Origin of the sequence: Massilia timonae CCUG 45783 (genome assembly GCF_000315425.1) — a bacterium.
Lineage (GTDB): Bacteria > Pseudomonadota > Gammaproteobacteria > Burkholderiales > Burkholderiaceae_D > Telluria > Telluria timonae.
The window spans coordinates 176,429-198,956 of sequence record NZ_JH992925.1; the positions used below are offsets into that span (position 1 = coordinate 176,429).

General features: G+C 64.4%; 21 protein-coding genes. 16 read left to right on the forward strand and 5 right to left on the reverse strand.

Annotation, left to right across the window (positions count from 1 at the left end):
- The first annotated feature begins 26 nt into the window (after positions 1–26).
- The 6 genes from pstC to phoR all read left to right on the forward strand — a co-directional run bounded on the left by pstC (position 27) and on the right by phoR (position 5,481).
- Positions 27–1,028, forward strand: coding sequence for a phosphate ABC transporter permease subunit PstC (gene pstC, locus HMPREF9710_RS21015; protein ID WP_040777679.1), 1,002 nt, complete (start codon positions 27–29; stop codon positions 1,026–1,028).
- 1 nt (position 1,029) lies between these two features.
- Positions 1,030–1,890: a phosphate ABC transporter permease PstA gene (gene pstA / locus HMPREF9710_RS21020; RefSeq protein ID WP_005669726.1), complete on the forward strand. Its 861-nt coding sequence runs from the start codon at positions 1,030–1,032 to the stop codon at positions 1,888–1,890.
- Positions 1,891–1,925: 35 nt separating this feature from the next.
- On the forward strand, positions 1,926–2,714 hold the full coding sequence (gene pstB, locus HMPREF9710_RS21025) for a phosphate ABC transporter ATP-binding protein PstB (RefSeq protein ID WP_174348361.1): 789 nt from the start codon (positions 1,926–1,928) through the stop codon (positions 2,712–2,714).
- A 64-nt stretch (positions 2,715–2,778) separates the two neighbouring features.
- Positions 2,779–3,480, forward strand: a complete 702-nt coding sequence (gene phoU / locus HMPREF9710_RS21030) for a phosphate signaling complex protein PhoU (RefSeq protein WP_005669730.1) — start codon at positions 2,779–2,781, stop codon at positions 3,478–3,480.
- A 2-nt stretch (positions 3,481–3,482) separates the two neighbouring features.
- Positions 3,483–4,169 carry a response regulator gene (locus HMPREF9710_RS21035; protein ID WP_005669733.1) on the forward strand — a complete coding sequence of 229 codons (687 nt, stop codon included), beginning with the start codon at positions 3,483–3,485 and terminating at the stop codon, positions 4,167–4,169.
- A 19-nt stretch (positions 4,170–4,188) separates the two neighbouring features.
- Positions 4,189–5,481: a phosphate regulon sensor histidine kinase PhoR gene (gene phoR, locus HMPREF9710_RS21040; protein WP_005669735.1), complete on the forward strand. Its 1,293-nt coding sequence runs from the start codon at positions 4,189–4,191 to the stop codon at positions 5,479–5,481.
- A gap of 2 nt (positions 5,482–5,483) precedes the next feature.
- Here phoR and HMPREF9710_RS21045 read toward each other — a convergent pair whose 3' ends face one another.
- From HMPREF9710_RS21045 to HMPREF9710_RS21060, 4 genes are read right to left on the reverse strand one after another with little or no spacing between them, the layout of a single operon-like run.
- On the reverse strand, positions 5,484–5,834 hold the full coding sequence (locus HMPREF9710_RS21045; RefSeq protein ID WP_005669737.1) for a DUF3325 domain-containing protein: 351 nt from the start codon (positions 5,832–5,834) through the stop codon (positions 5,484–5,486).
- A complete protein-coding gene (locus HMPREF9710_RS21050; protein ID WP_005669739.1) occupies positions 5,831–7,465 on the reverse strand; it encodes a PepSY-associated TM helix domain-containing protein in 1,635 nt (544 codons plus the stop codon). The genes HMPREF9710_RS21045 and HMPREF9710_RS21050 overlap by 4 nt, the downstream gene beginning before the upstream one ends.
- Complete coding sequence (locus HMPREF9710_RS21055) at positions 7,462–7,749, reverse strand: hypothetical protein (RefSeq protein WP_005669741.1); 288 nt, start codon at positions 7,747–7,749, stop codon at positions 7,462–7,464. Before HMPREF9710_RS21055 ends, HMPREF9710_RS21050 begins: the two co-directional genes overlap by 4 nt.
- A gap of 34 nt (positions 7,750–7,783) precedes the next feature.
- Positions 7,784–8,509: a DUF4198 domain-containing protein gene (locus HMPREF9710_RS21060; protein ID WP_005669742.1), complete on the reverse strand. Its 726-nt coding sequence runs from the start codon at positions 8,507–8,509 to the stop codon at positions 7,784–7,786.
- Between the two features lie 167 nt (positions 8,510–8,676).
- On the opposite strand from HMPREF9710_RS21060, the gene HMPREF9710_RS21065 reads away from it, so the two are divergent.
- The 7 genes from HMPREF9710_RS21065 (at position 8,677) to HMPREF9710_RS21095 (ending at position 18,130) form a co-directional block, all read left to right on the forward strand.
- Complete coding sequence (locus tag HMPREF9710_RS21065) at positions 8,677–10,902, forward strand: TonB-dependent siderophore receptor (RefSeq protein ID WP_005669744.1); 2,226 nt, start codon at positions 8,677–8,679, stop codon at positions 10,900–10,902.
- 91 nt (positions 10,903–10,993) lie between these two features.
- Positions 10,994–11,938: a patatin-like phospholipase family protein gene (locus tag HMPREF9710_RS21070; protein ID WP_005669746.1), complete on the forward strand. Its 945-nt coding sequence runs from the start codon at positions 10,994–10,996 to the stop codon at positions 11,936–11,938.
- A complete protein-coding gene (locus HMPREF9710_RS21075; protein ID WP_005669749.1) occupies positions 11,935–12,345 on the forward strand; it encodes a GlcG/HbpS family heme-binding protein in 411 nt (136 codons plus the stop codon). The genes HMPREF9710_RS21070 and HMPREF9710_RS21075 overlap by 4 nt, the downstream gene beginning before the upstream one ends.
- A 307-nt stretch (positions 12,346–12,652) precedes the next feature.
- A complete protein-coding gene (gene carA / locus HMPREF9710_RS21080; RefSeq protein ID WP_005669751.1) occupies positions 12,653–13,816 on the forward strand; it encodes a glutamine-hydrolyzing carbamoyl-phosphate synthase small subunit in 1,164 nt (387 codons plus the stop codon).
- 1 nt (position 13,817) lies between these two features.
- Entirely contained in the window at positions 13,818–17,048 is a 3,231-nt protein-coding gene (gene carB / locus HMPREF9710_RS21085; RefSeq protein WP_005669753.1) for a carbamoyl-phosphate synthase large subunit, read from the forward strand.
- 135 nt (positions 17,049–17,183) lie between these two features.
- Entirely contained in the window at positions 17,184–17,657 is a 474-nt protein-coding gene (gene greA / locus HMPREF9710_RS21090) for a transcription elongation factor GreA (protein ID WP_005669756.1), read from the forward strand.
- Positions 17,658–17,677: 20 nt separating this feature from the next.
- Positions 17,678–18,130, forward strand: a complete 453-nt coding sequence (locus HMPREF9710_RS21095) for a DUF4149 domain-containing protein (RefSeq protein WP_040777837.1) — start codon at positions 17,678–17,680, stop codon at positions 18,128–18,130.
- 68 nt (positions 18,131–18,198) lie between these two features.
- Here the strand turns inward: HMPREF9710_RS21095 and yhbY are convergent, their stop codons facing one another.
- Complete coding sequence (yhbY, locus tag HMPREF9710_RS21100; protein WP_005669760.1) at positions 18,199–18,669, reverse strand: ribosome assembly RNA-binding protein YhbY; 471 nt, start codon at positions 18,667–18,669, stop codon at positions 18,199–18,201.
- Between the two features lie 45 nt (positions 18,670–18,714).
- On the opposite strand from yhbY, the gene HMPREF9710_RS21105 reads away from it, so the two are divergent.
- From HMPREF9710_RS21105 to folP, 3 genes are all read left to right on the forward strand, one after another.
- Positions 18,715–19,362 carry an RlmE family RNA methyltransferase gene (locus tag HMPREF9710_RS21105; RefSeq protein ID WP_005669762.1) on the forward strand — a complete coding sequence of 216 codons (648 nt, stop codon included), beginning with the start codon at positions 18,715–18,717 and terminating at the stop codon, positions 19,360–19,362.
- A gap of 237 nt (positions 19,363–19,599) precedes the next feature.
- Positions 19,600–21,483, forward strand: a complete 1,884-nt coding sequence (gene ftsH, locus HMPREF9710_RS21110) for an ATP-dependent zinc metalloprotease FtsH (protein WP_005669764.1) — start codon at positions 19,600–19,602, stop codon at positions 21,481–21,483.
- Positions 21,484–21,637: 154 nt separating this feature from the next.
- Positions 21,638–22,498: a dihydropteroate synthase gene (gene folP / locus HMPREF9710_RS21115; protein ID WP_005669766.1), complete on the forward strand. Its 861-nt coding sequence runs from the start codon at positions 21,638–21,640 to the stop codon at positions 22,496–22,498.
- The last annotated feature ends 30 nt before the right edge of the window (positions 22,499–22,528 follow it).

A 22,528-nucleotide genomic window follows, 5' to 3' on the forward strand; every position in this document is an offset into this window, starting at 1 on the left:
ATATGAGCGCCCACCCATCCGCGACCATGAACGAGCTGCCCGAGAAAGCAGCGGCCGAAGCCGACGCCCTCCAGCATGCTGCGCTGCGCAGCACCATGCGCAACCAGCGCATGCAGGACTTCTTCTTCCACAAGATCACCTGGCTGTTCGCCGCTTCGGTACTGGCGGTACTGATCGGCATCATCATCTCGCTGGCCATCGGCGCGGCGCCGGCCTTCAAGGAATTCGGCCTCGGCTTCATCACCCGGGTGGAGTGGGATCCGGTCAACGACCAGTACGGCGCCATGATCGCGATCTGGGGCACGCTGGCCACCTCGATCATCGCGCTGGCGGTGGCATTCCCGATCAGCTTCGGCATCGCCCTGTTCCTGACCGAGATCTGCCCGGCCTGGCTGCGCCGCCCGCTGGGCACGGCGGTCGAACTGCTGGCCGGCGTGCCGTCGATCATCTACGGCATGTGGGGCCTGTTCGTGTTCGCGCCGCTGTTCGCCGAGTACGTCCAGCCCGCCCTCAAGGAAACCATCGGCCAGCTGCCGGTGATCGGCGTGATCTTCCAGGGCCCGACGATGGGCATCGGCATCATGACCGCCGGCCTGATCCTGGCAATCATGATCATCCCGTTCATCGCCTCGGTGATGCGCGACGTGTTCGAGATCGTGCCGACCGTGCTGAAGGAATCGGCATACGGCCTGGGCTGCACCAAGTGGGAAGTGGTGCGCAAGGTGGTGCTGCCTTACACCCGCACCGGCGTGGTGGGCGGCGTGATGCTGGGCCTGGGCCGCGCGCTGGGCGAGACGATGGCCGTCACCTTCGTGATCGGCAATGCGCACTCGCTGTCGGCATCGCTGTTCTCGCCCGGTAACTCGATTTCGTCGACCCTGGCGAATGAATTCGCCGAAGCGGCCACGGCGCTGCACTCGTCGTCGCTGTTCGCCCTGGCCCTGATCCTGTTCGGCATCACCTTCGTCGTGCTGTCGGCGGCAAAACTGATGTTGCTCGGTATGTCCCGTAGCGAAGGCACCAAATAATATGAATACCGCGATCAAGAACCCCGTCTACCGCAAGCGCCTGCTGGCGCACCGCATCGGCATCACGCTGTCGGTGTGCGCCATGGGCATCGGCCTGGCCTTCCTGGCCTGGATCCTGTTCACCCTGCTGTACAACGGCTTCGGCGGCCTGAGCGCCACCCTGTTCACGGCCGATACCCCGGCCCCGGGCACCCCCGGCGGCGGCTTGCGCAACGCCATCGTCGGCAGCGTGATGATGGTCGGCCTGTCGGCCCTGGTGAGCACCCCGATCGGCATCCTGGCCGGTATCTACCTGGCAGAGTACGGCGAGAACAACAAGTTCGCGCAGATCACCCGCTTCGTGACCGACATCATGCTGTCGGCCCCGTCGATCGTGATCGGCCTGTTCGTCTACGCCCTGTACGTCGCCAATGTGCAGCACTTCTCGGGCTATGCCGGCTCGATCGCGCTGTCGCTGATCGCGATTCCGGTGGTCGTGCGCACCACCGACAATATGCTGCGCCTGGTGCCGGCCAGCCTGCTGGAAGCCGCCTACGCCCTCGGCGCGCCGCACTGGAAGGTGGCGATCACGGTGCGCCTGCGCGCCGTGAAGGCCGGCGTCGTGACCGGCGTGCTGCTGGCGATTGCCCGCGTCACCGGCGAAACCGCGCCGCTGCTGTTCACCGCCCTGAACAACCAGTTCTTCAGCGCCGACATGAACGCGCCGCTGGCCAACCTGCCGGTCGTGATCTACACCTATGCCATGAGCCCGTATGACGACTGGCGCTCGCTGGCCTGGGCCGGCGCACTGCTGGTGACTGCTACCGTGCTGTTGCTGAACATCCTGTCGCGGACCCTGTTCAGCCAAAAAACTCCGCGTTAATCGACCTGATAAAAGACAAAGTGATGAACCAAGCCATGCTCAATACGACTCCGACCCCGGCCGCTGCAAAAGCCAAGACGATCGAAATCGAAGGCCTGAACTTTTTTTACGGTAAGACGCAGAGCCTCAAGGATGTCTCGCTCGACATCCACGCCAAGCAGGTGACGGCCTTCATCGGCCCGTCGGGCTGCGGCAAGTCGACCCTGCTGCGCACCCTGAACCGCATGTACGACCTGTACCCCGGCCAGCGCGCCGAGGGCTCGATCATGTACCGCGGCCGCAATATCCTGGAGCCAGGTGTCGACGTCAACATGCTGCGCGCCAAGGTCGGCATGGTGTTCCAGAAGCCGACGCCGTTCCCGATGTCGATCTACGACAACATCGCCTTCGGCGTGCGCCTGTACGAAAACCTGTCGAAGGGCGAGATGGACGAGCGCGTGGAGTGGGCGCTGAAAAAGGCGGCGCTGTGGGAAGAAGCCAAGGACAAATTGAACAAGAGCGGACTGTCGCTGTCGGGCGGCCAGCAGCAGCGCCTGTGCATCGCGCGCGGCGTGGCGGTCAAGCCGGACGTGCTGCTGCTCGACGAACCGACCTCGGCGCTGGACCCGATCTCGACCGCCAAGATCGAGGAACTGATCAGCGAGCTGAAGCAGGATTACACGATCACCATCGTGACCCATAATATGCAACAAGCCGCGCGTTGCTCGGATTACACTGCCTATATGTATCTTGGCGAGCTGGTCGAATTCGGCGAGACCGACCAGATCTTCATGAATCCGGCGCGCAAGGAAACGCAAGACTATATTACCGGCCGCTTCGGCTGATCCTACCCGGTTGTTCATTTTGCCGGCCAGGGCCGGCTTCACAAGAATATTTGACGGAGAAGTTATGACAGGCGAGCATTCATCCAAGCAGTACGACCAGGAACTCGAGGGCATCCGTTCCCAGGTCTTGCTGATGGGCGGCATGGTGGAAACCCAGTTCGAGGACGCGCTCGAGTGCTTCCGCATCGGCGACATCCCGCGCGCCGAGCGCGTGATGGCCGAAGACCAGGCCGTCAACCAGCTCGAAGTCTCGCTCGACGACGCCTGCAGCCACCTGATCGTCAAGCGCCAGCCGACCGCCAACGACCTGCGCACCGTGATGGCCACCATCAAGGTCATCACCGACCTGGAGCGCATCGGCGACGAGGCGACCAAGATCGCGCGCACCGCCAAGAGCCTGCACGAGCGCGGCACGGCCGGCTTCGCCCACTACGACATGATCCGCACCATCGCCAAGGCGACCTCGGAGCTGCTGCACGATTCGCTGGACGCGTTCGCGCGCCTGGACGGCAAGCAGGCCTTGCAGATCATCGCCGGCGACGAGGTGGTCGACCACGAGTTCCGCACCATCCTGCGTACCATGGTCACCTACATGATGGAAGACCCGCGCACGATCTCGTCGGCGCTGGATACGCTGTGGGTGGCGAAGGCGATCGAGCGCATCGGCGACCACGCCAAGAACATCGCGGAATACGTGATCTACGTGGTCGAAGGCCGCGACATCCGCCACAGCAAGGTGATCCTCGACGACCAGTCGGCGGCCTGAGCATGGCGGACAATACCTCCGTCCTGGTGGTCGAAGACGAGCCGGCGATCGTCGAACTGGTGACCTATTCGCTGCGCGAGGCAGGGTGGGACATTCGCACCGCCGACACCACCGCCGGCGCCTGGGAAAGCATCAGCCGGGGCAAGCCCGACCTGCTGCTGCTGGACTGGATGCTGCCCGACCAGAGCGGCCTGCGTTTGCTCTCGCGCCTGCGCGCCGACCGCGACTTCCAGGACCTGCCGGTGATCATGCTGACGGCAAAAAGCATGGAAGAGGACAAGCTGGCGGGCCTGAACAACGGCGCCGACGACTACATCACCAAGCCGTTCTCGCCGCGCGAACTGCTGGCGCGCTCGCGCGCGCTGCTGCGCCGCAAAAGCCCGCACCTGGCCGAGGCGCCGCTGCGCGCCGGCGCGGTGACGCTCGATCCGAACAGCTGCACGGTGACGGTCGAGGGCCAGCAGATCGACATCGGCAACGCGGAGTACAAGCTCCTGAAGTACCTGATGGCGCATCGGGAGCGGGTGTTTTCGCGCGCCCAGCTGCTCGACAAGGTGTGGGGCGACCACGCGGTGATCGAGGAGCGCACGGTCGACGTGCACGTGCTGCGCCTGAGGAAGGCATTGAAAAGCGCCGATGGCTTGATCCGCACCGTGCGCAGCGTCGGCTACATGCTGTCCGAGAAATAACGCGGTGTCGAAGGACGCGATGAATCCCAAGCTGCTGTTCTGGGTGCCGGCGCTGCTGCGCACGGGCCTGTTGTTCGCCGTGGCCGGCCTGGTGTGGTGGTGGTTCGGCCCCATAGCCGGGCTGTCGCTGGCGCTGGCCGGCATGGCGGTCGCCGTGTTCACGCAACTGTCTTACCTGTACAAGCTGGGCGAGTGGCTCGACGAGCCGCACAGCACGCGCCTGCCGGATGGCTGGGGCGCCTGGACCGATGCCTTCGCCCGCCTGTATCGCCTGCGGCGCGACGACGAGCGCCATCAGGCCGAACTGACCGAGTGGCTGGCGCGCTTTCGCCAGGCGATGCACCTGCTGCCGGAAGGCGTGGCCATCATGGACGACGTGCTGTTCCTGGAGTGGTGCAACCCGGCGGTCGAGAAGCACCTGGGCCTGACGATGGAGCGCGACAAGGGGCTGCGCGTGACCAACCTGGTGCGCCATCCGGACTTCATCGACTATATCGTGCTGGGCCGCTATGAGCAGCCGCTGACGCTGTCGTTCCGTGGCCGCAAGCTGGAATGCCGCATCATCCCGTTCGAGAACCGGCGCCAGATCCTGGTGACGCACGACGCCACCGACACCGAGCGCATCGAGGCGATGCGGCGCGACTTCATCGCCAACGCCTCGCACGAGCTGCGCACGCCGCTGACGGTGATCGTGGGCTTCCTCGAGATCGCGCTGTCCGATCCGGGCATCGACGTCGCCACGCGGATGGCGCACCTGAACCTGATGACGGAGCAGGCGCACCGCATGCAGCGCCTGATCCAGGACATGCTGACCTTGTCGCGGCTGGAATCGGACGAGTATCCGATGAAGCGCGAGCGGGTGGACGTGCGCACGATGATCGACTCGATCGCCCTGGAGGCGCGCGCGCTGTCGGGCGGTCGGCACCAGATCGAGGTGTCGGTCGACGGCCCGGACGTGATGGGCAGCATGGAAGAACTGCGCAGCGCCTTCGCCAACCTGGCCTCGAACGCGGTGCGCTACTCGCCAAACGGCGGCACGATCCGCCTGGCCTGGACCCGCGGCGCCGACGCTTTATCGTTTGCGGTAACCGACTGCGGCATCGGCATCGACCCCGAACACATCCCGCGCCTGACCGAGCGTTTCTACCGCGTCGACAAGAGCCGTTCGCGCGAGACGCAGGGCACTGGCCTCGGTCTGGCGATCGTCAAGCACGTCCTGCTGCGCCATGGCGGCAAGCTGACGATCACCTCGCAACCGGGCAAGGGCAGCACTTTCTCCGCCTCGCTCCCCAACACCTCGCTGCCCGCCTGACCCTAATTGCGCAGGAGGAGTGCGGCGGCCAGCAGGGCGGCGGGAATGCCGATCCAGGCGCCCTGCATTACCCGGCGCGGGTGGTATTGCAGGAGCAGGGTGACGGTCCAGGCGGCGAGCGACAGGATGCCGCACCACAGCACCGGGCCGATGTGCCAGCCGCTGGCGCCGATGCAGGCCATGAACGACAGCAGCAGGCCGATCCAGCCCAGGGTGCGCAGGCGCAGGCGGGTGGCGCGAGAGGCTTCCTTGCCGCGGCCGTGGATGTCGGCGTAGTGGCGGTCCATCGTGATGCTGGTCGCGGCGAAGCCGCTGAAGGCGAGGGCGGCGCCGCTCAGGATCAATGCGTTCATGCGATCTCCAGTGGCGTCGGTTGCGCCGGGTTGGCCGGCTGCCGGGCAGCAGCCTGCTTCTTCGTCTTGCGGCCCAGCCACCAGGCGGCCCAGCCGAGCAGCAGGCCAAGCAGCAGCACCACGATGTCGAACCCGGCCACCGCGCGCAGGGCCGGACCGCCGAACAGGGTCACCCCCAGGTGGGTATCGGTCGTGAGCGCATTCAGCACCGGGATCCCGGCCAGCAGCACGGCGCCCAGCGTCAGCTGGAAGCGCCACATGGCGCGCGTCGGACGGATCTGCGCCAGCAGCGCGGCCAGGCCCCAGGCGATGAAGAAGCAGTTGGCCTCGAGGTTCGTGCGCTGCGCGATCTCGACCGGCAGCAGGCGGTTGGCCCAGAAGTAGACGGCGAAGGCGATCGGCAGGCCGGCGATGGCGCCGATGTTCAGGGCGTCGACCAGGCGCACCCCGAAGCCGACCCGGCCGCCCTTGGCCAGCACCTTGGCGTACTTCTGGCGCTCCTTCACGCCCCACAGCAAGGCGCCGGTGGCGACCATCGCGGTGCCGGCCAGCCCGCACACGAAGAACAGCGCGCGCAGCAGCGGGTCGGCGAAGTGGGCCACGTGCAGGCCATAGATCGCGGCGCGCGTGTCCAGCGTGGTGCTCATCGGCGCGGTCTCGGTCAGCAGCGCGCCGCTCACGCCGTCGAAGGTCATGGTCGGTTCGATGTTCGACAACTGCTGGCCCGAAGGGCGATGCAGCGCGACCCGGGCGTTGGCGTCGTTCGGATTGCTCACCACGATCCGCGTCGGCGCCTGGCCCCAGGCGCGCTCGGCCTGCAGCAGCATCGGCGCGATGTCGGCCAGCGGCGCGAACTCCTTCGCCGGCTTCACCCGTTCGGCGTTCGGGAACACGTCCGCGAACATGGCGCTCTGCTCGGCGCCGTACAGCGCCTTGGTGGGCGAGGGCATGTACATGAACATCAGCGTGACCAGGCCGGTGTACGTGATCATCAGGTGGAACGGCAGCGCCAGCACCGCGGTGGCGTTGTGCGCGTCCAGCCACGAGCGCTGGCCTTTCTTGGGACGGAAGGTGAAGAAGTCCTTGAAGATGCGTTTATGGGTGATCACGCCGCTGACGATCGCCACCAGCATGAACATGGCGGCGACGCCGACGATCCAGCGGCCCCAGATGGCGGACATGTAGTACAGGTCGAAGTGCAGGCGGTACAGGAACTCGCCGCCGCGGGTGTCGCGCGGCGCCGCGGTGTTCTCGCCGGTCATCGGATCGAGCGTGAAGTTCTGGGTGCGGAACGCCGCGCGCCGCTCCTCGCGCGTCATGCCTTTTTTGGGCGGGTTGGTCCAGCTGGCATAGATCAGCGGATTGCGCTCGTGCGGCAGGTCGAGGAACCAGGCATTCGCCTTCGGCGCGCGCTGCTGCAGCTCGCGCACCGCGAGCGTGGCCGATTCGGCCGGCGTCACCCGCGAGGGCGCATCGGCCGCCTTGTGCAGCTCGGGCTTCATCCAGAACGTGATCTCGTGCTTGTAATAGGCCGCGGTGCCGCCCATGAACACCAGCAGCAGCAGCCAGCACACCAACAGGCCCGACCAGGTGTGCACCCAGGCCATCGATTGGCGCAAGCCTTCTTTCATGACGCCCTCCCGGCAATCCACAACACAGCGCCCAATACGCTGCTGGTCGCGACCACCCCGACCCAGGCGCGCAGCGCGCTGCCGGTGGCGAACACCCACAGGATCACGCAGGTATAGACCACGAAGGAGAGCAGGGTGGCGAGGGTGACGGCGTCGGCGCGCGGCAGCGGCAGCGCGATGGCGATCAGGGCGCTGGCGATCGCGGTCAGCACATAGCCGCCGGCGATCGCCGCGACCGCGCGCGCGGCCACGCCGCCGCGGTAGCGCCAGGTGAGGGTAGTCATGAGGCTCGGGCCTTTCTATGCGAATGGATGGCGATCAGTGTTCCGCGCCCGGCGCCAGCGCAGGGCCCGCGGGCAGGGGCGCGATGCCTTGCGGCTGCATGACGGTCAGCGACGAGGTATGGCTGGCGCTGGCGTACTGCACGCCGGCGCGCTCACCGCCACTCTTGTCGGTATGGGCCGTCTCCAGCACATACATGCCTTTCCACGGCAGCGCGAACTTCACCGCGCCGTTGGCGTCGGCCAGCGCTTCCTTCGACCAGCCGCTGGGCACGGTGATCGCCACCTTCGCCTTCGGCAGCGGCTGGCCCTGGTAGAACACCCTGAATTCGCCGGGCGTGCCGGTCGGGACGATGTCCAGCGCCAGCTTCGGCTGCTGCGCGGCGAAGCTGGTCGCCAGGCGCGCGGCCGGGATCCAGATGTGCTGGCTGGTCTTGCTGTCGGTGGTCGTTTCCCAGCCCGGATAGGCATTGTCCTCCGCCACGATGGCGTCTCCCGCCGCCAGCGTGGCGCCTCCGACCACGTAGCCCCTGGCGGTCTTCTCGAGCCTGAGCCCGGTCTCGCCGGAAGCCTTGAGCAGCGTCGCGCGCGGCGCGACGAATTTATCGAGCAGGCCGGGCGTGGTCTCGCGCTGGTTCAGGCCGAACTCGCCGAACTGCAGCTTTACCGTCTGGCCGTCCTGCTCCAGCCAGACGTGGTGCGCCTGGGCGCCAGGTGCGATGGCGGCGAGGGCGAGGAGCGAGGAGAGCAGCAGTTTCTTCATGGTCGTCATTCTCTTTATAGGTTTATTTAATTCGATTGCGCCGTGCACTCTCCGAATAAAGCATGCCTCTTTTGGTAGAGCCGTCGAATATGTGCATTGCGTCAATTCTTGAACACGAATTATAATGCGAATCATTCTCATTATCAAAACACTTTCAAGGAGTGATCATGTTGCGCCCAGTGCCATCCGTTGTATCCCATCCAACGCCCGTCGCCCGCCTGGTGCGCCAGGCCACTGCACTGTGCGCAACCGCAGCCCTGCTGTCACCGCTGGCCGCGCTGGCGGCGGCCCTGGAGGCGCCGGACGAGATCGCGGCGGACGCCATCCCCACCGTCAACGTCACCGGCAAGCACGACGCCACCACCGAGAAGAGCAAGTCCTTCACCACCCGTTCCTCGACCCTGTTCAAGGGCGAGCAGGACATCCGCGACACGCCGCAGCCGGTCACCGTCATCACCCGCCAGCTGATGGAAGAGCGCAATCTGCTCGACCTGACCGAGGTGCTGACCAATACCGCGGGCATCACGGTCGACTACACCGACAGCGAGCGCCTCGGCTACAACTCGCGCGGCTTCGGCATCGATGCGATGCAGATCGATGGCCTGAGCTACAAGCAGTCCGGCTCGGCCTTCATCCAGCCCGACACGGCCATCCTGGACCGGGTCGAACTGCTGCGCGGCGCGTCGGGCATGCTGCGGGGTTCGGGCAACCCGTCGGCCACCGTCAATATGGTGCGCAAGCTGCCGACGTCCGGGTTCCAGGCCGCGGCCGGACTGACGGTCGGCTCGTGGGATCGCCGCCGTGTCGAGGTGGACGTGTCGACCCCGCTCAACGACAGCGGCTCGGTGCGCGGCCGGGTGGTGGCGGTCAAGGACAAGAAGGACTTCTTCCAGAAAGCGCGCGAAGAAGACCGCGAAGTGCTGTATGGCGTGGTCCAGGCCGACCTGACGCCGCGCACCACGGTCACCGCCTGGTTGCAGCACACCGACCTCGACGCCACCGGCGCCTGGGGCGGTATCCCGGGCAACTTCGACGGATCGTCGTTGAACATGCCGGACGACACCTTCCTGAGCGCCGGCTGGAGCCGCTGGAACCGCTACAACGATCAGGCCCAGGTCGGCATCGAGCACCGCTTCGACAATGGCTGGAGCGTGCGTGCGAATGCCGGCTATCTGGCGCTGCGCATCAAGCCCAACGGCTTCAAGCAGTCGTACATCGCGCGCACCAGCACCACCAATCCGTATTTGATGGACATCACGACGTCGCAGTACACCGGCGACGACAGCCGCCAGCAGGCGCTGAGCATCGTCGCCGACGGCCCGTTCGCGCTGTTCGGCCGCAAGCATGCGCTGGTGCTGGGCGCCGAGCGCGTGTACGACCGGACGATCGCGACCTATGGCGTGGGCAGCCTGTTCAAGCAGACGGTCGACATTCGTACCTTCGATCCGTACTCGAGCTATCCGGAGCGCGAGGTGACGACGATGCCGGCCGGCGGCAATCCGCCGACGGTGACGACCAATAACGGCGCCTTCGCCACCGCGCGTATCTCGCTGGCCGACCCGCTGACCCTTTCGCTGGGCGCGCGCCTGAGCTGGTGGGAAACCGAGAACCGCGCCAACGGCAGCGGCTACAAGGTGACGCGCGAAGCCACGCCGTATGTCGGCCTGGTCTATGACCTGTCGAACGAGATCAGCGCCTACACCAGCTATACCGAGATCTTCACGCCGCAGAACGTGCGCGGCGCCGACGGCAACCTGCTCGAGCCGATCACCGGCGAAGACATCGAGGTCGGCCTGAAAGGCGCGTTCTTCGGTGGCCGCCTGAACGCCTCGCTGGGCCTGTTCCAGATCGAGAACGTCGGCCGCGCGATCGAAGACACCTCGTCGATCGATCCTTGCCTGCCGTATTTCACCACTGGCTATTGCCGCATCGCCGGCGGCAAGCAACGCAGCGAAGGCCTGGAGGCCGAAGTGTCGGGCGAGCTCTTGCCTGGCTGGCAGGTGATGGCGGGTTATACCAACACCCGCACCAAATACCTGCGCGATACCGCCGCCAATACGGGCCAACCGCTGCGCAGCATCGATCCGAAACACCAGTTGCGCCTGTTCACCAGCTACAGCCCGAACCGCTCCGGCCCGGGCTGGACCGTCGGCGGCGGCGTGAACATGCAGAGCGACTCGTATGTGCGCGGCAGCGGCCTGACCGCGACCCAGGGCGGCTACGCCATTGCCAATGCGATGGTGGCCTGGCGCTTCACCGATACGCTGTCGGTGCAGGCCAACGTGAACAATTTGTTCGACAAGGTCTACTACAAGAAATTCGGTCCGACCGGGCTGGCCTGGTACTACGGCGATCCACGCAATGTGTCGGTGAGCCTGCGCGGCAGTCTGTAAGACGCGTCGCCCAGCCCGCGCCGGGTGGGTTGGCTGTGCTGGGAGAACGAGCCGAGGTACAATCGTCGCCTCGTTCTTTCTCCCACATTCCATGGTTTCTCGTCGTTCTTCCCTCGTGGCCTGCGCCGCGCTGCTGCTGGCGGCCTGCGGCAGCACCCCGACCCCGGCTCCCGTCGCCACGCCCGCGGTCGCGCCCCAGGCGGCGCCGCTTCCGCCCAAGAAAATCCGCATCGGCCTGGCCCTCGGCGGCGGCGCCGCGCGCGGCTTCGCCCATATCGGCGTGATCAAGGCCCTCGAGGCCCAGGGCATCTATCCGGAGATCGTGGTCGGCACCAGCGCCGGTTCGGTGGTCGGCTCGCTGTATGCATCGGGCCTGAACGGCTTCGCCCTGCAAAAGACGGCGCTGACGATGGACGAGGCGACCATCTCGGACTGGGCAATGCCGTGGCTGAGTAAATCCAGCGGCCTGCTCAAGGGCGAGGCGCTGCAGAATTATGTGAACAAGGCGATCGGCAATGTGCCGATGGAAAAGCTGAAATTGCGCTTCGGCGCCGTCGCCACGGATTTGAAAACCGGCCAGCCGATCCTGTTCAACCGCGGCAATACCGGCATGGCGGTGCGCGCGTCGTCCGCCGTGCCGAGCGTGTTCCAGCCGGTGAAGATCGGCAACAAGGAATACGTCGACGGCGGCCTGGTGGCGCCGGTGCCGGTGCGCTTCGTGCGTGAGATGGGCGCCGATTTCATTATCGCCGTCAATATTTCGAGCGCGACCGAAGGCGCGGCCACGGCCAGCTCGCTCGACGTCCTGATGCAGACCTTCAGCATCATGGGCCAGCGCCTGAACCATTTCGAATTGAAGGACGCCGACATCGTGATCACGCCGGCGCTCGGCAATATGGGATCGAGCGATTTCGGCGGACGCAACCTGGCCATCCTGGCCGGCGAGCAGGCCGCCGCCGCGGTCATGCCGCAGATCAAGGCCAAGCTGAAGCTTAAACAACAAGTACCGCACCCTGCACCACAAGGAAAACCATGAACACCAAACCCTACCTGACCCTGGCCGACGTGAAGAAGATCGGCGCCGCCGCCGAAGCCGAAGCCGTGCAAAACGGCTGGGCCGTGTCGATCGCGATCGTCGACGACGGCGGCCACCTGCTGTGGCAGCAGCGCCTGGACGGCGCGCCGCCCGTGTCCTCGTATATCGCCCCGGCCAAGGCCAATACCGCCGCCCTCGGCCGGCGTGAGTCGAAGATCTATGAAGACGTGGTCAACAACGGCCGCGTGTCCTTCCTGAGCGCGCCGAAGCTGGAAGGCATGCTCGAAGGCGGCGTGCCGGTGATCGTCGACGGCCATGTGATCGGCGCGGTTGGCGTCTCGGGCGTCAAGTCGGAGCAGGACGTGCAGATCGCCCGGGCCGGTATTGCTGCGCTGAACGCCGCCTGATGGCTACTTAAGCCCGAGTTGCGGGCGCGATATTGGACCCGCAACATAAGTTTCAGCAGGGCAGGGAAGATGGCGCTACGTGTCATCTTCCGATAATTTGGTGGCAGTTATGTGGCAGCGCCGCATTGCCGAACATCAGAGTTCGCGCTATAATTCGGAAGTTTATCTAATTCAAACTTAGCCGTAGCGCATACCCACCATCCCTCATTCAACATGACCTCCAACACCGGGCGGCCTCACCGCGCCCAGGACAGTTGGATGTCGGTCTGACGTGGCGAAGCTACGGCAACTTTTTCGGGAGTTGCCCTTGCCGCCATTTTTTTCTGGCCCCTCCGTTCCAGCCATCCTGGCACTTGCTGACGGGACCATCTTCAAAGGATATTCCATTGGTGCCGTCGGTCATACGACCGGCGAAGTGGTGTTCAACACCGCGATCACCGGCTACCAGGAAATCCTGACCGACCCGAGCTATTCGCGCCAGATCGTCACCCTGACCTATCCGCACATCGGCAACTACGGCGTGAACAGCGCCGACGTCGAAGCGGGCAAGGTGCACGCCGCCGGCCTGATCATCCGCGACCTGCCGCTGCTGGCCTCGAACTTCCGTTCGACCCAGTCGCTGGGCGACTACCTCAAGCAAGAGAACGTGGTTGCCATCGCCGGCATCGATACCCGCAAGCTCACCCGCATCCTGCGCGAAAAAGGCGCCCAGGCCGGCGCGATCCTGACCGCCGCGCAAGGCGTCGAGCCGTCGCCAGCCCAGGCGCTGGAACTGGCGCGCTCGTTCCCGGGCCTGGCCGGCATGGACCTGGCCAAGGTGGTTTCCGTGACCGAACCCTACGAGTTCACCGAGACCGAATGGAAGCTGGGTGAAGGCTTCGGCAAGCAAACCGATCCGCAATACCACGTGGTCGCCTTCGACTACGGCGTCAAGCGCAACATCCTGCGCATGCTGGCCGAACGCGGCTGCAAGGTCACCGTGCTGCCGGCGCAATCGACCGCCGCCGACGCCCTCGCCCTGAATCCGGACGGCATCTTCCTGGCCAACGGCCCGGGCGACCCGGAACCGTGCGACTACGCGATCAACGCATCGCGCGAGCTGATCGAGAAGGGCATCCCGACCTTCGGTATCTGCCTCGGCCACCAGATCATGGCGCTGGCGTCCGGCGCCAAGACCATGAAGATGAAGTTCGGCCACCATGGCGCCAACCACCCGGTGCAGGACCTGGACAGCAAGAAGGTCTTGATCACCTCGCAGAACCATGGCTTCGCGGTCGACCCGGAAACCTTGCCGGATAACTGCCGCGTGACCCACGTCTCGCTGTTCGACGGCTCGCTGCAGGGCTTCGCCCGCACGGACAAGCCGGCCTTCTGCTTCCAGGGCCACCCGGAAGCCTCGCCCGGCCCGACCGACGTCGCCTACCTGTTTGACCGCTTCATCGGCCTGATGCAAGCAGCGGAGAAAAAATAATATGCCAAAACGTAGTGATATCAAAAGCATCCTGATCATCGGCGCCGGCCCGATCGTCATCGGCCAGGCAGTCGAATTCGACTACTCCGGCGCCCAGGCCTGCAAGGCCTTGCGCGAAGAAGGCTACAAGGTCATCCTGGTCAACTCGAACCCGGCGACCATCATGACCGACCCGGAAACGGCGGACGTGACCTATATCGAGCCGATCACCTGGAAGGTCGTCGAGCGCATCATCGAGAAAGAGCGTCCTGACGCGATCCTGCCGACCATGGGCGGCCAGACCGCGCTGAACTGCGCGCTCGACCTGCACCGCCACGGCGTGCTCGACAAATACAAGGTCGAGCTGATCGGCGCGACCCCGGAAGCCATCGACAAGGCCGAAGACCGTTCGAAGTTCAAGGACGCGATGACCAAGATCGGCCTGGGCTCGGCGCGTTCGGGCGTGGCCCACTCGATGGAAGAAGCGTGGAGCGTGCAGCGCGAGCTGGGCTTCCCGACCATCATCCGTCCGTCGTTCACCATGGGCGGCAGCGGCGGCGGCATCGCCTACAACGAAGAAGAATTCGAACAGATCTGCAAGCGCGGCCTCGAGGCCTCGCCGACCAACGAGCTGCTGATCGAAGAGTCGCTGCTGGGCTGGAAAGAGTACGAGATGGAAGTTGTTCGCGACAAGAACGACAACTGCATCATCATCTGCTCGATCGAGAACCTGGATCCGATGGGCGTGCACACCGGCGACTCGATCACCGTGGCGCCGGCGCAGACCCTGACCGACAAGGAATACCAGATCATGCGCAACGCGTCGATCGACGTGCTGCGCGAGATCGGCGTCGACACCGGCGGGTCGAACGTGCAGTTCTCGATCAACCCGAAAGACGGCCGCATGATCGTCATCGAGATGAACCCGCGCGTGTCGCGTTCGTCGGCGCTGGCTTCGAAAGCCACCGGCTTCCCGATCGCCAAGGTGGCCGCGAAGCTCGCGGTCGGCTTCACGCTCGATGAACTGCGCAACGAGATCACCGGCGGCGCGACCCCGGCCAGTTTCGAGCCGTCGATCGACTACGTCGTCACCAAGATCCCGCGCTTCACGTTCGAGAAATTCCCGACCGCCGACAAGCACCTGACCACCCAGATGAAATCGGTCGGCGAAGTCATGGCGATGGGCCGCACCTTCCAGGAATCGTTCCAGAAAGCCCTGCGCGGCCTGGAAGTCGGCGTCGACGGCCTGAACGAAAAGACCCGCGACCGCGAAAAGATCGAGGAAGAGCTGGGCGAGCCGGGTCCGGAGCGCATCTGGTACGTGGGCGACGCCTTCGCCCAGGGCTTCACCCTGGAAGAAGTGCACAATCTCACCAAGATCGATCCGTGGTTCCTGGTGCAGATCAAGGAGATCGTGGACATCGAGCTGTGGCTCGAGACCCAGACCCTGGAATCGCTCGACAAGAACGTCCTGTACAAACTGAAGCAGAAGGGCTTCTCGGACCGCCGCATGGCCTTCCTGCTGAAGGTCGAGCCGAGCGCCGTACGCGCCCGCCGCCATGAGCTGAACATCCGTCCGGTGTACAAGCGCGTCGACACCTGCGCCGCCGAGTTCGCGACCAACACCGCCTATATGTACTCGACGTACGACGAAGAGTGCGAATCGAACCCGACCGACAAGAAGAAGATCATGGTGCTGGGCGGTGGCCCGAACCGCATCGGCCAGGGCATCGAGTTCGACTACTGCTGCGTGCACGCGGCCCTCGCCATGCGCGAAGACGGCTACGAGACCATCATGGTCAACTGCAATCCCGAGACCGTGTCGACCGACTACGATACCTCGGACCGCCTGTACTTCGAATCGCTGACGCTGGAAGACGTGCTCGAGATCGTCGAACTGGAAAAGCCGGTCGGCGTGATCGTCCAGTACGGCGGCCAGACCCCGCTGAAGCTGGCGCTGGACCTGGAAGCCAATGGCGTGCCGATCATCGGCACCTCGCCGGACATGATCGACGCCGCCGAAGACCGCGAGCGTTTCCAGCAACTGCTGCAAAAGCTGGACCTGCGCCAGCCGCCGAACCGCACCGCGCGCACCGAAGCCGACGCCCTGGCGCTGGCCGAAGAGATCGGCTACCCGCTGGTCGTGCGTCCATCGTACGTGCTGGGCGGCCGCGCGATGGAGATCGTGCACGAGCAGCGCGACCTGGAGCGCTATATGCGCGAAGCGGTCAAGGTCTCGCACGATTCGCCGGTGCTGCTCGACCGCTTCCTGAACGACGCGATCGAAGTCGACGTCGACTGCATCTCGGACGGCGAAGCCACCTTCATCGGCGGCGTGATGGAACACATCGAACAGGCCGGCGTGCACTCGGGCGACTCGGCCTGCTCGCTGCCGCCGTACTCGCTGTCGCAAGCGACCATCGATGAACTCAAGCGCCAGACCTCGCTGATGGCCAAGGCCCTGAACGTGGTCGGCCTGATGAACGTGCAGTTCGCGATCCAGCAGTCGGAGCAGGACGGTCAGACCGTCGACACCGTCTATGTGCTGGAAGTGAACCCGCGCGCTTCGCGTACCGTGCCGTTCGTCTCGAAGGCGACCGGCCTGCAGCTGGCCAAGATCGCGGCGCGCTGCATGGTCGGCCAGACCCTCGAGCAGCAGGGCATCACCCAAGAGGTCGTGCCGCCGTTCTACAGCGTCAAGGAAGTCGTGTTCCCGTTCGTGAAGTTCCCGGGCGTCGACACCATCCTCGGACCAGAGATGAAATCGACCGGCGAAGTGATGGGCGTTGGCACCACCTTCGGCGAAGCCTTCGTGAAATCGCAGCTCGCGGCCGGCATCAAGCTGCCGAAATCGGGCACCGTGTTCCTGTCGGTGAAGTCGTCGGACAAGCCGCGCGCGGTCGGCGTGGCGCGCGAGCTGGTCAAGCTGGGCTTCGACCTGGTGGCGACCAAGGGCACCGCCGCCGTGATCTCGGCGGCCGGCATCCCGGTGCGTTCGGTGAACAAGGTGCTGGAAGGCCGTCCGCACGTGGTCGACATGATCAAGAACCACGAGATCGTCATGGTCGTGAACACGGTCGAGGAAAAGCGCAGCGCGATCACCGACTCGCGCACGATCCGTACCTCGGCACTGGCGGCGCACGTGGTGACCTACACCACGATCGCCGGCGCCGAAGCGGCGATCGAGGGCATGCCCCACATCGACGAACTGCGCGTGTACGATTTACAAGGCCTGCATAAAACCTTACACTAAGCACACGCAGTACCCGTAGGACAGCTTAGTACACAAGTGAACCACAGAGCTCGCGCGGCCTTGGCGCCGCGTGCCTCTGTGGTTTTCGCTTTGAGACGCTACGGGTGTCCCGTACAACACAAACAGCAGAGAACCATGAACACACCACTGACCAAATTCGGCGCAGAACTCCTGAAAGAAGAGCTGCATCAGCTCAAGACCAAGGAGCGCCGCATCGTGATCGACGCGATCGCCGAGGCGCGTTCGCATGGCGACCTGTCCGAAAACGCCGAGTACGACGCCGCCAAGGAGCGCCAGGCCTTCGTCGAAGGCCGCATCGCCGAGCTGGAGGGCAAGCTCTCGACCGCCCAGATCATCGATCCATCGACGCTCGACGCCGACGGGCGCGTGGTGTTCGGCGCCACCGTCGACCTCGAAGACCTGGAATCGGGCCAGAAGGTCACCTACCAGATCGTCGGCATCGACGAAGCCGACCTGAAGCTGAACAAGGTCTCGGTGACCTCGCCGATCGCGCGCGCGCTGATCGGCAAGTTTGCCGAAGACGTGGTCGAAGTGCAGGCCCCGTCGGGCCCGCGCGAATACGAAATCCTCGAAGTCCGCTACGTCTGATGGAAGGGGCGGCCAGCGGCATGAAGGCAGGGCGCTTGCCGGCGGCGCGCCTGCTGGTGGCCGCGCTGTGGGCCGGCACGCTGTGGGCGCTCGGCTATGTGGCGGCGCCGGCGGCGTTCGCCGTCCTGGACAGCGGCCAGGCCGGCGACCTGGTCGCGCTGCTGCTCACGCGCCAGGCCTGGCTGTCGATCGTCTGCGCGGTCGTGCTGCTGGTCTTGCTGCGGCTGTCGCTTGATCTGGCGCCGCCGCGCCGGCGTTTTCTCAACCTGCTGGTGCTGGCGATGCTGGCGTGTGCGCTGGTGATCTTCGTCGGCCTGCAGCCGGCCATGGCGAACCTGCGCGAGCTGGCCGGGCCGGGTGGGGTGCGGGCGTCGCCGTACTGGACCCAGTTCGCGGTGATGCATGGGGTGTCGCAGCTGTTCCACATCGTCCAGAGCTTGCTGGGAGCGTGGCTGATCGTTCGGCTGCGTTGAAACATCGTGGGGTGGACGGTAGCGCCACCCACGGACGTAAAAAAACCGGGTTGCCCCGGTTTTTTTGTTCACTTGTTCAGCGAATTTTTCTTGGAACTGGTCTGGCGCGGCTTGGCGCGCTTGATGTTGCCGCCGGCGGTGACGCGTTCGTTCCCCTTCAGCATGACCTTGGTGACGCTCGGCTTCTTGGTGCCGCTGGCGCTGGCCTTGACGATGGTGACTTCGCGCATGCCCGGGCCCGATTTGCCGCTGCGTTCCTTGACCGCCTCTTTCTTGGAGCGGTAGAGGACGAGCAGCTTGCCGATGTGCTGGACCGGCGCCGCGTCGAGGTCGGCGCAGATCTGCTCGTACATGGCGACGCGCGCTTCGCGGTCGTCGCCGAACACGCGCACCTTGATCAGGCCGTGTGCATCGAGGCTGGCCGAGATTTCCTTGACGACGGATTCGGTAAGGCCGGCTTCGCCGATCATGACGACTGGATTGAGCCCGTGTGCTTCTGCGCGCAGGGCGCTGCGCTCGGCCGGTGTAAGTTTGATCATAACAATTCTTTTTTGATGTACCTATAAAAGCAGTATTCTACGCGAATGGCCAAGAACAAATTAAACAAAAACTGGTTGCACGACCATATTAACGACCCGTACGTCAAACTGGCCCAGAAAGAAGGCTTCCGCGCCCGCGCCGCCTACAAGCTCAAGGAAATCGACGAGCAGGAAAAGCTGATCAAGCCGGGCCAGGTGGTCGTCGACCTCGGTTGCACTCCGGGCAGCTGGGCGCAGTACACGCGGCGCAAGCTGGCCGGCGCCGACGGCGGCGGCATCAATGGCACCATCATCGGCCTCGACATCCTGCCGATGGAGCCGATCGCGGACGTGCAATATATTCAAGGCGACTTCCGTGAGGAAGAAGTGCTGACGCAGCTCGATGAAGTCCTGTCCGGCCGCAAGGCCGACCTTGTGCTATCCGATATGGCGCCCAATTTGTCGGGTATTAGCCACGCCGATGCGGCGCGCATGGAACATTTGATCGACCTCGCGATCGAATTTTCGCAGCTGCATTTGAAGCCGGGCGGCGGGCTGGTTGTTAAATGTTTTAAAGACATGGGTTTTACACAAATCCTGGAGAAATTCCGGACTGAGTTCAAGACCGTGAAACAGATCAAGCCGAAGGCCAGCCGTGATAAATCGTCCGAGATCTTCCTGCTCGGCCGTGGCCTCAAGAACCCGGCGGCCTGAGGGCAGTGATCCATTGATTAGAGGGTAGAATTTCCCCTTGAAATCTCCACGCGTGCCCATACATCAGCCGCGTGATCCCTCCGGCCCGGCGCCGAGATTTGTATGCAATGTGCTGGCGGGATGTAAAAAGATAGTATTTCGGCACTATTGCCGGCGCCGCGTGGCGGTGTCGGCTTATTGCGAGTAAAATCGGAATACTGAAATCGGTAGAGATGCAATTGCATCGGAGGAGTGCTCGTGAATAATATGTTTTCCAAATCCGCCATCTGGGTGGTCGTCGCGCTGCTGTTGTTCATGCTGTTCAAGCAGTTCGACACCCATAGCGTCGCCGGCGGCAGCAAGACCATCGCTTATTCCGAGCTGCTCGATGAGATCAAACAACGTCGCATCAAGGATGTGACGATCGAAGGCTCGAATATCACCGCCACGCGCAGCGACGATTCCAAGGTGCGCGCGACCGCGACCATCCTGGACCGCGGCCTGATCGGCGACCTGCGCGAAAACGGCGTGCGCTTCGACGTGAAGCCGCCCGAGGAACCATCGTTCCTGCAGCAGGTATTCATTTCGTGGTTCCCGATGCTGCTCCTGATCGGCGTATGGGTGTTCTTCATGCGCCAGATGCAGGGCGGCGGCAAGGGCGGCGCTTTCTCCTTCGGTAAATCGAAGGCGCGCATGCTCGATGAAACCAATAACACCGTCACTTTCGCCGACGTCGCCGGTTGCGACGAAGCGAAAGAAGAAGTCTCGGAAATCGTCGACTTCCTCAAGGATCCGACCAAGTTCCAGAAACTGGGCGGCCGCATTCCTCGCGGCGTGCTGATGGTCGGTCCTCCGGGTACCGGTAAAACCCTGCTGGCGCGCGCCATCGCCGGCGAAGCCAAGGTGCCGTTCTTCTCGATCTCGGGTTCCGACTTCGTCGAGATGTTCGTCGGCGTCGGTGCGTCGCGTGTTCGCGACATGTTCGAGAACGCCAAGAAGCATTCGCCTTGCATCATCTTCATCGACGAGATCGACGCGGTCGGTCGTCACCGTGGCGCCGGCATGGGCGGCGGCAACGACGAGCGCGAACAGACGCTGAACCAGCTGCTGGTCGAGATGGACGGCTTCGAAGCCCAGTCGGGCGTGATCGTGATCGCCGCCACCAACCGCGCCGACGTGCTCGATAAGGCGCTGCTGCGTCCGGGCCGTTTCGACCGCCAGGTGATGGTGGGCCTGCCGGACATCCGCGGCCGCGAACAAATCCTCAACGTGCACATGCGTAAAGTGCCGATCGGCACCGACGTCAAGGCCGACATCCTGGCGCGCGGCACCCCGGGCTTCTCGGGCGCCGACCTGGCCAACCTGGTCAACGAAGCCGCGCTGTTCGCCGCACGCCGCAGCAAGCGCCTGGTCGAGATGATCGACTTCGAAGACGCCAAGGACAAGATCTATATGGGTCCGGAGCGCAAGTCGATGGTCATGCGCGAAGAAGAGCGCCGCAACACGGCTTACCACGAGTCGGGCCACGCGGTGGTCGCCAAGCTGCTGCCGAAGGCCGATCCGGTGCACAAGGTCACGATCATGCCGCGCGGCTATGCGCTGGGCCTGACCTGGCAGCTGCCGGAACACGACAGCCTGTCCGGTTACAAGGACAAGATGCTCGAGGAAATCTCGATCCTGTTCGGCGGCCGTATTGCTGAAGAGATCTTTGTCGGCCAAATGTCGACCGGCGCCTCGAACGACTTCGCCCGCGCGACCAAGCTGGCACGCTCGATGGTGACCCGCTTCGGCATGTCCGACAGCATGGGCGTGATGGTCTACGAAGACAGCGAGAACGACGGCTTCTTCGGCGGCGCCACCAAGACCATTTCGGAAGCAACGCAGCAAAAGGTCGACGCCGAGATCCGCGCCATCCTCGACACGCAGTACGCGCTGGCGCGCCGTCTGCTGGAAGAGAACCGCGAAAAGGTCGAGATGATGACCAAGGCGCTGCTCGACTGGGAAACCATCGATTCCGAGCAGATCAACGACATCATGGCCGGCCGCGAGCCGCGCCAGCCGAAGACCGTGCTGACCAAGCGCACGCCGCCGGGCGACAGCGGCTCGGGCGGTGTGGCGCCGAATGCCACCGCACCGGCCTGACGCTGTCTCTCCCATCAAAGGCACCCGTCAGGGTGCCTTTTTTGTTTTGCAAAAAGCTGGGGTCAGGTCTGACATTCGGACACGAGCTCAACCTTTAAATACATTTATTGTCGAGGCCGTGTCTGATTGTCAGACCTGACCCCGATGTGCTTTCATGACCAAGAAACTGCAATGTGGCCACTTCAGCTTCGCGCTGGAGGGGGCTGAATCTGCCTATCCAGTGGTGATGGGCATCCTGAACATTACCCCCGATTCCTTTTCCGACGGCGGCCGCTACCAGGGCCTCGAATTCGCGCTGACCCATGCCGAGACCATGATCCGGGACGGCGCCGCGATGATCGACATCGGCGGCGAATCGACCCGCCCCGGCTCGCCCAGCGTACCGCTCGACGAAGAACTGCGGCGCGTGATGCCGACCCTGTACGCGCTGCGCACGCTCGACGTCGCGCTGTCGGTCGACACCTGCAAGCCCGACGTCATGCGCGAGGCGCTGATCGCCGGCGCCGACATGATCAACGACATCAACGCGTTCCGTGCGCCGGGCGCCATCGAGGCGGTGCAGGACAGCGATTGCGGCCTGTGCATCATGCACATGCAGGCCACGCCAGAAACCATGCAGCAGGCGCCGCAGTACGACGACGTGGTGGGGGAGGTGATCGCTTTTCTGCGCGAGCGCGTCGACGCATTGAGCGCGGCCGGCATCGAGCGCGAGCGCATCTGCGTCGACCCCGGTTTCGGCTTCGGCAAGACGGTCGAACACAACTATGCCTTGCTGCACGGATTGCAGCGCATGCGCGACGAGCTCGGCTTGCCGGTGCTGGCCGGCATGTCGCGCAAATCCATGATCGGCGCCGTCACCGGGCGTCCGGTCGAGCAGCGGGTGGCCGGCAGCATCGGCGCGGCATTGGCTGCGGTAGCGCATGGCGCTAGAATCGTGCGTGTGCATGATGTGGCAGAGACTGTCGATGCCCTGAAGGTGTGGCATGCGGCGATGCATCCACCCTCGGTCCTGTAAAAACGTTTTTATAAGAGAAAAGAGAACTAG

Bases quoted from the DNA above. Each gene is read 5' to 3' on its own strand.
- pstC (WP_040777679.1), top strand. From the start codon at position 27: ATGAACGAGCTGCCCGAGAAAGCAGCGGCCGAAGCCGACGCCCTCCAG.
- pstA (WP_005669726.1), top strand. From the start codon at position 1,030: ATGAATACCGCGATCAAGAACCCCGTCTACCGCAAGCGCCTGCTGGCG.
- pstB (WP_174348361.1), top strand. From the start codon at position 1,926: ATGCTCAATACGACTCCGACCCCGGCCGCTGCAAAAGCCAAGACGATC.
- phoU (WP_005669730.1), top strand. From the start codon at position 2,779: ATGACAGGCGAGCATTCATCCAAGCAGTACGACCAGGAACTCGAGGGC.
- HMPREF9710_RS21035 (WP_005669733.1), top strand. From the start codon at position 3,483: ATGGCGGACAATACCTCCGTCCTGGTGGTCGAAGACGAGCCGGCGATC.
- phoR (WP_005669735.1), top strand. From the start codon at position 4,189: ATGAATCCCAAGCTGCTGTTCTGGGTGCCGGCGCTGCTGCGCACGGGC.
- HMPREF9710_RS21045 (WP_005669737.1), bottom strand. From the start codon at position 5,834: ATGAACGCATTGATCCTGAGCGGCGCCGCCCTCGCCTTCAGCGGCTTC.
- HMPREF9710_RS21050 (WP_005669739.1), bottom strand. From the start codon at position 7,465: ATGAAAGAAGGCTTGCGCCAATCGATGGCCTGGGTGCACACCTGGTCG.
- HMPREF9710_RS21055 (WP_005669741.1), bottom strand. From the start codon at position 7,749: ATGACTACCCTCACCTGGCGCTACCGCGGCGGCGTGGCCGCGCGCGCG.
- HMPREF9710_RS21060 (WP_005669742.1), bottom strand. From the start codon at position 8,509: ATGAAGAAACTGCTGCTCTCCTCGCTCCTCGCCCTCGCCGCCATCGCA.
- HMPREF9710_RS21065 (WP_005669744.1), top strand. From the start codon at position 8,677: ATGTTGCGCCCAGTGCCATCCGTTGTATCCCATCCAACGCCCGTCGCC.
- HMPREF9710_RS21070 (WP_005669746.1), top strand. From the start codon at position 10,994: ATGGTTTCTCGTCGTTCTTCCCTCGTGGCCTGCGCCGCGCTGCTGCTG.
- HMPREF9710_RS21075 (WP_005669749.1), top strand. From the start codon at position 11,935: ATGAACACCAAACCCTACCTGACCCTGGCCGACGTGAAGAAGATCGGC.
- carB (WP_005669753.1), top strand. From the start codon at position 13,818: ATGCCAAAACGTAGTGATATCAAAAGCATCCTGATCATCGGCGCCGGC.
- greA (WP_005669756.1), top strand. From the start codon at position 17,184: ATGAACACACCACTGACCAAATTCGGCGCAGAACTCCTGAAAGAAGAG.
- HMPREF9710_RS21095 (WP_040777837.1), top strand. From the start codon at position 17,678: ATGAAGGCAGGGCGCTTGCCGGCGGCGCGCCTGCTGGTGGCCGCGCTG.
- yhbY (WP_005669760.1), bottom strand. From the start codon at position 18,669: ATGATCAAACTTACACCGGCCGAGCGCAGCGCCCTGCGCGCAGAAGCA.
- HMPREF9710_RS21105 (WP_005669762.1), top strand. From the start codon at position 18,715: ATGGCCAAGAACAAATTAAACAAAAACTGGTTGCACGACCATATTAAC.
- folP (WP_005669766.1), top strand. From the start codon at position 21,638: ATGACCAAGAAACTGCAATGTGGCCACTTCAGCTTCGCGCTGGAGGGG.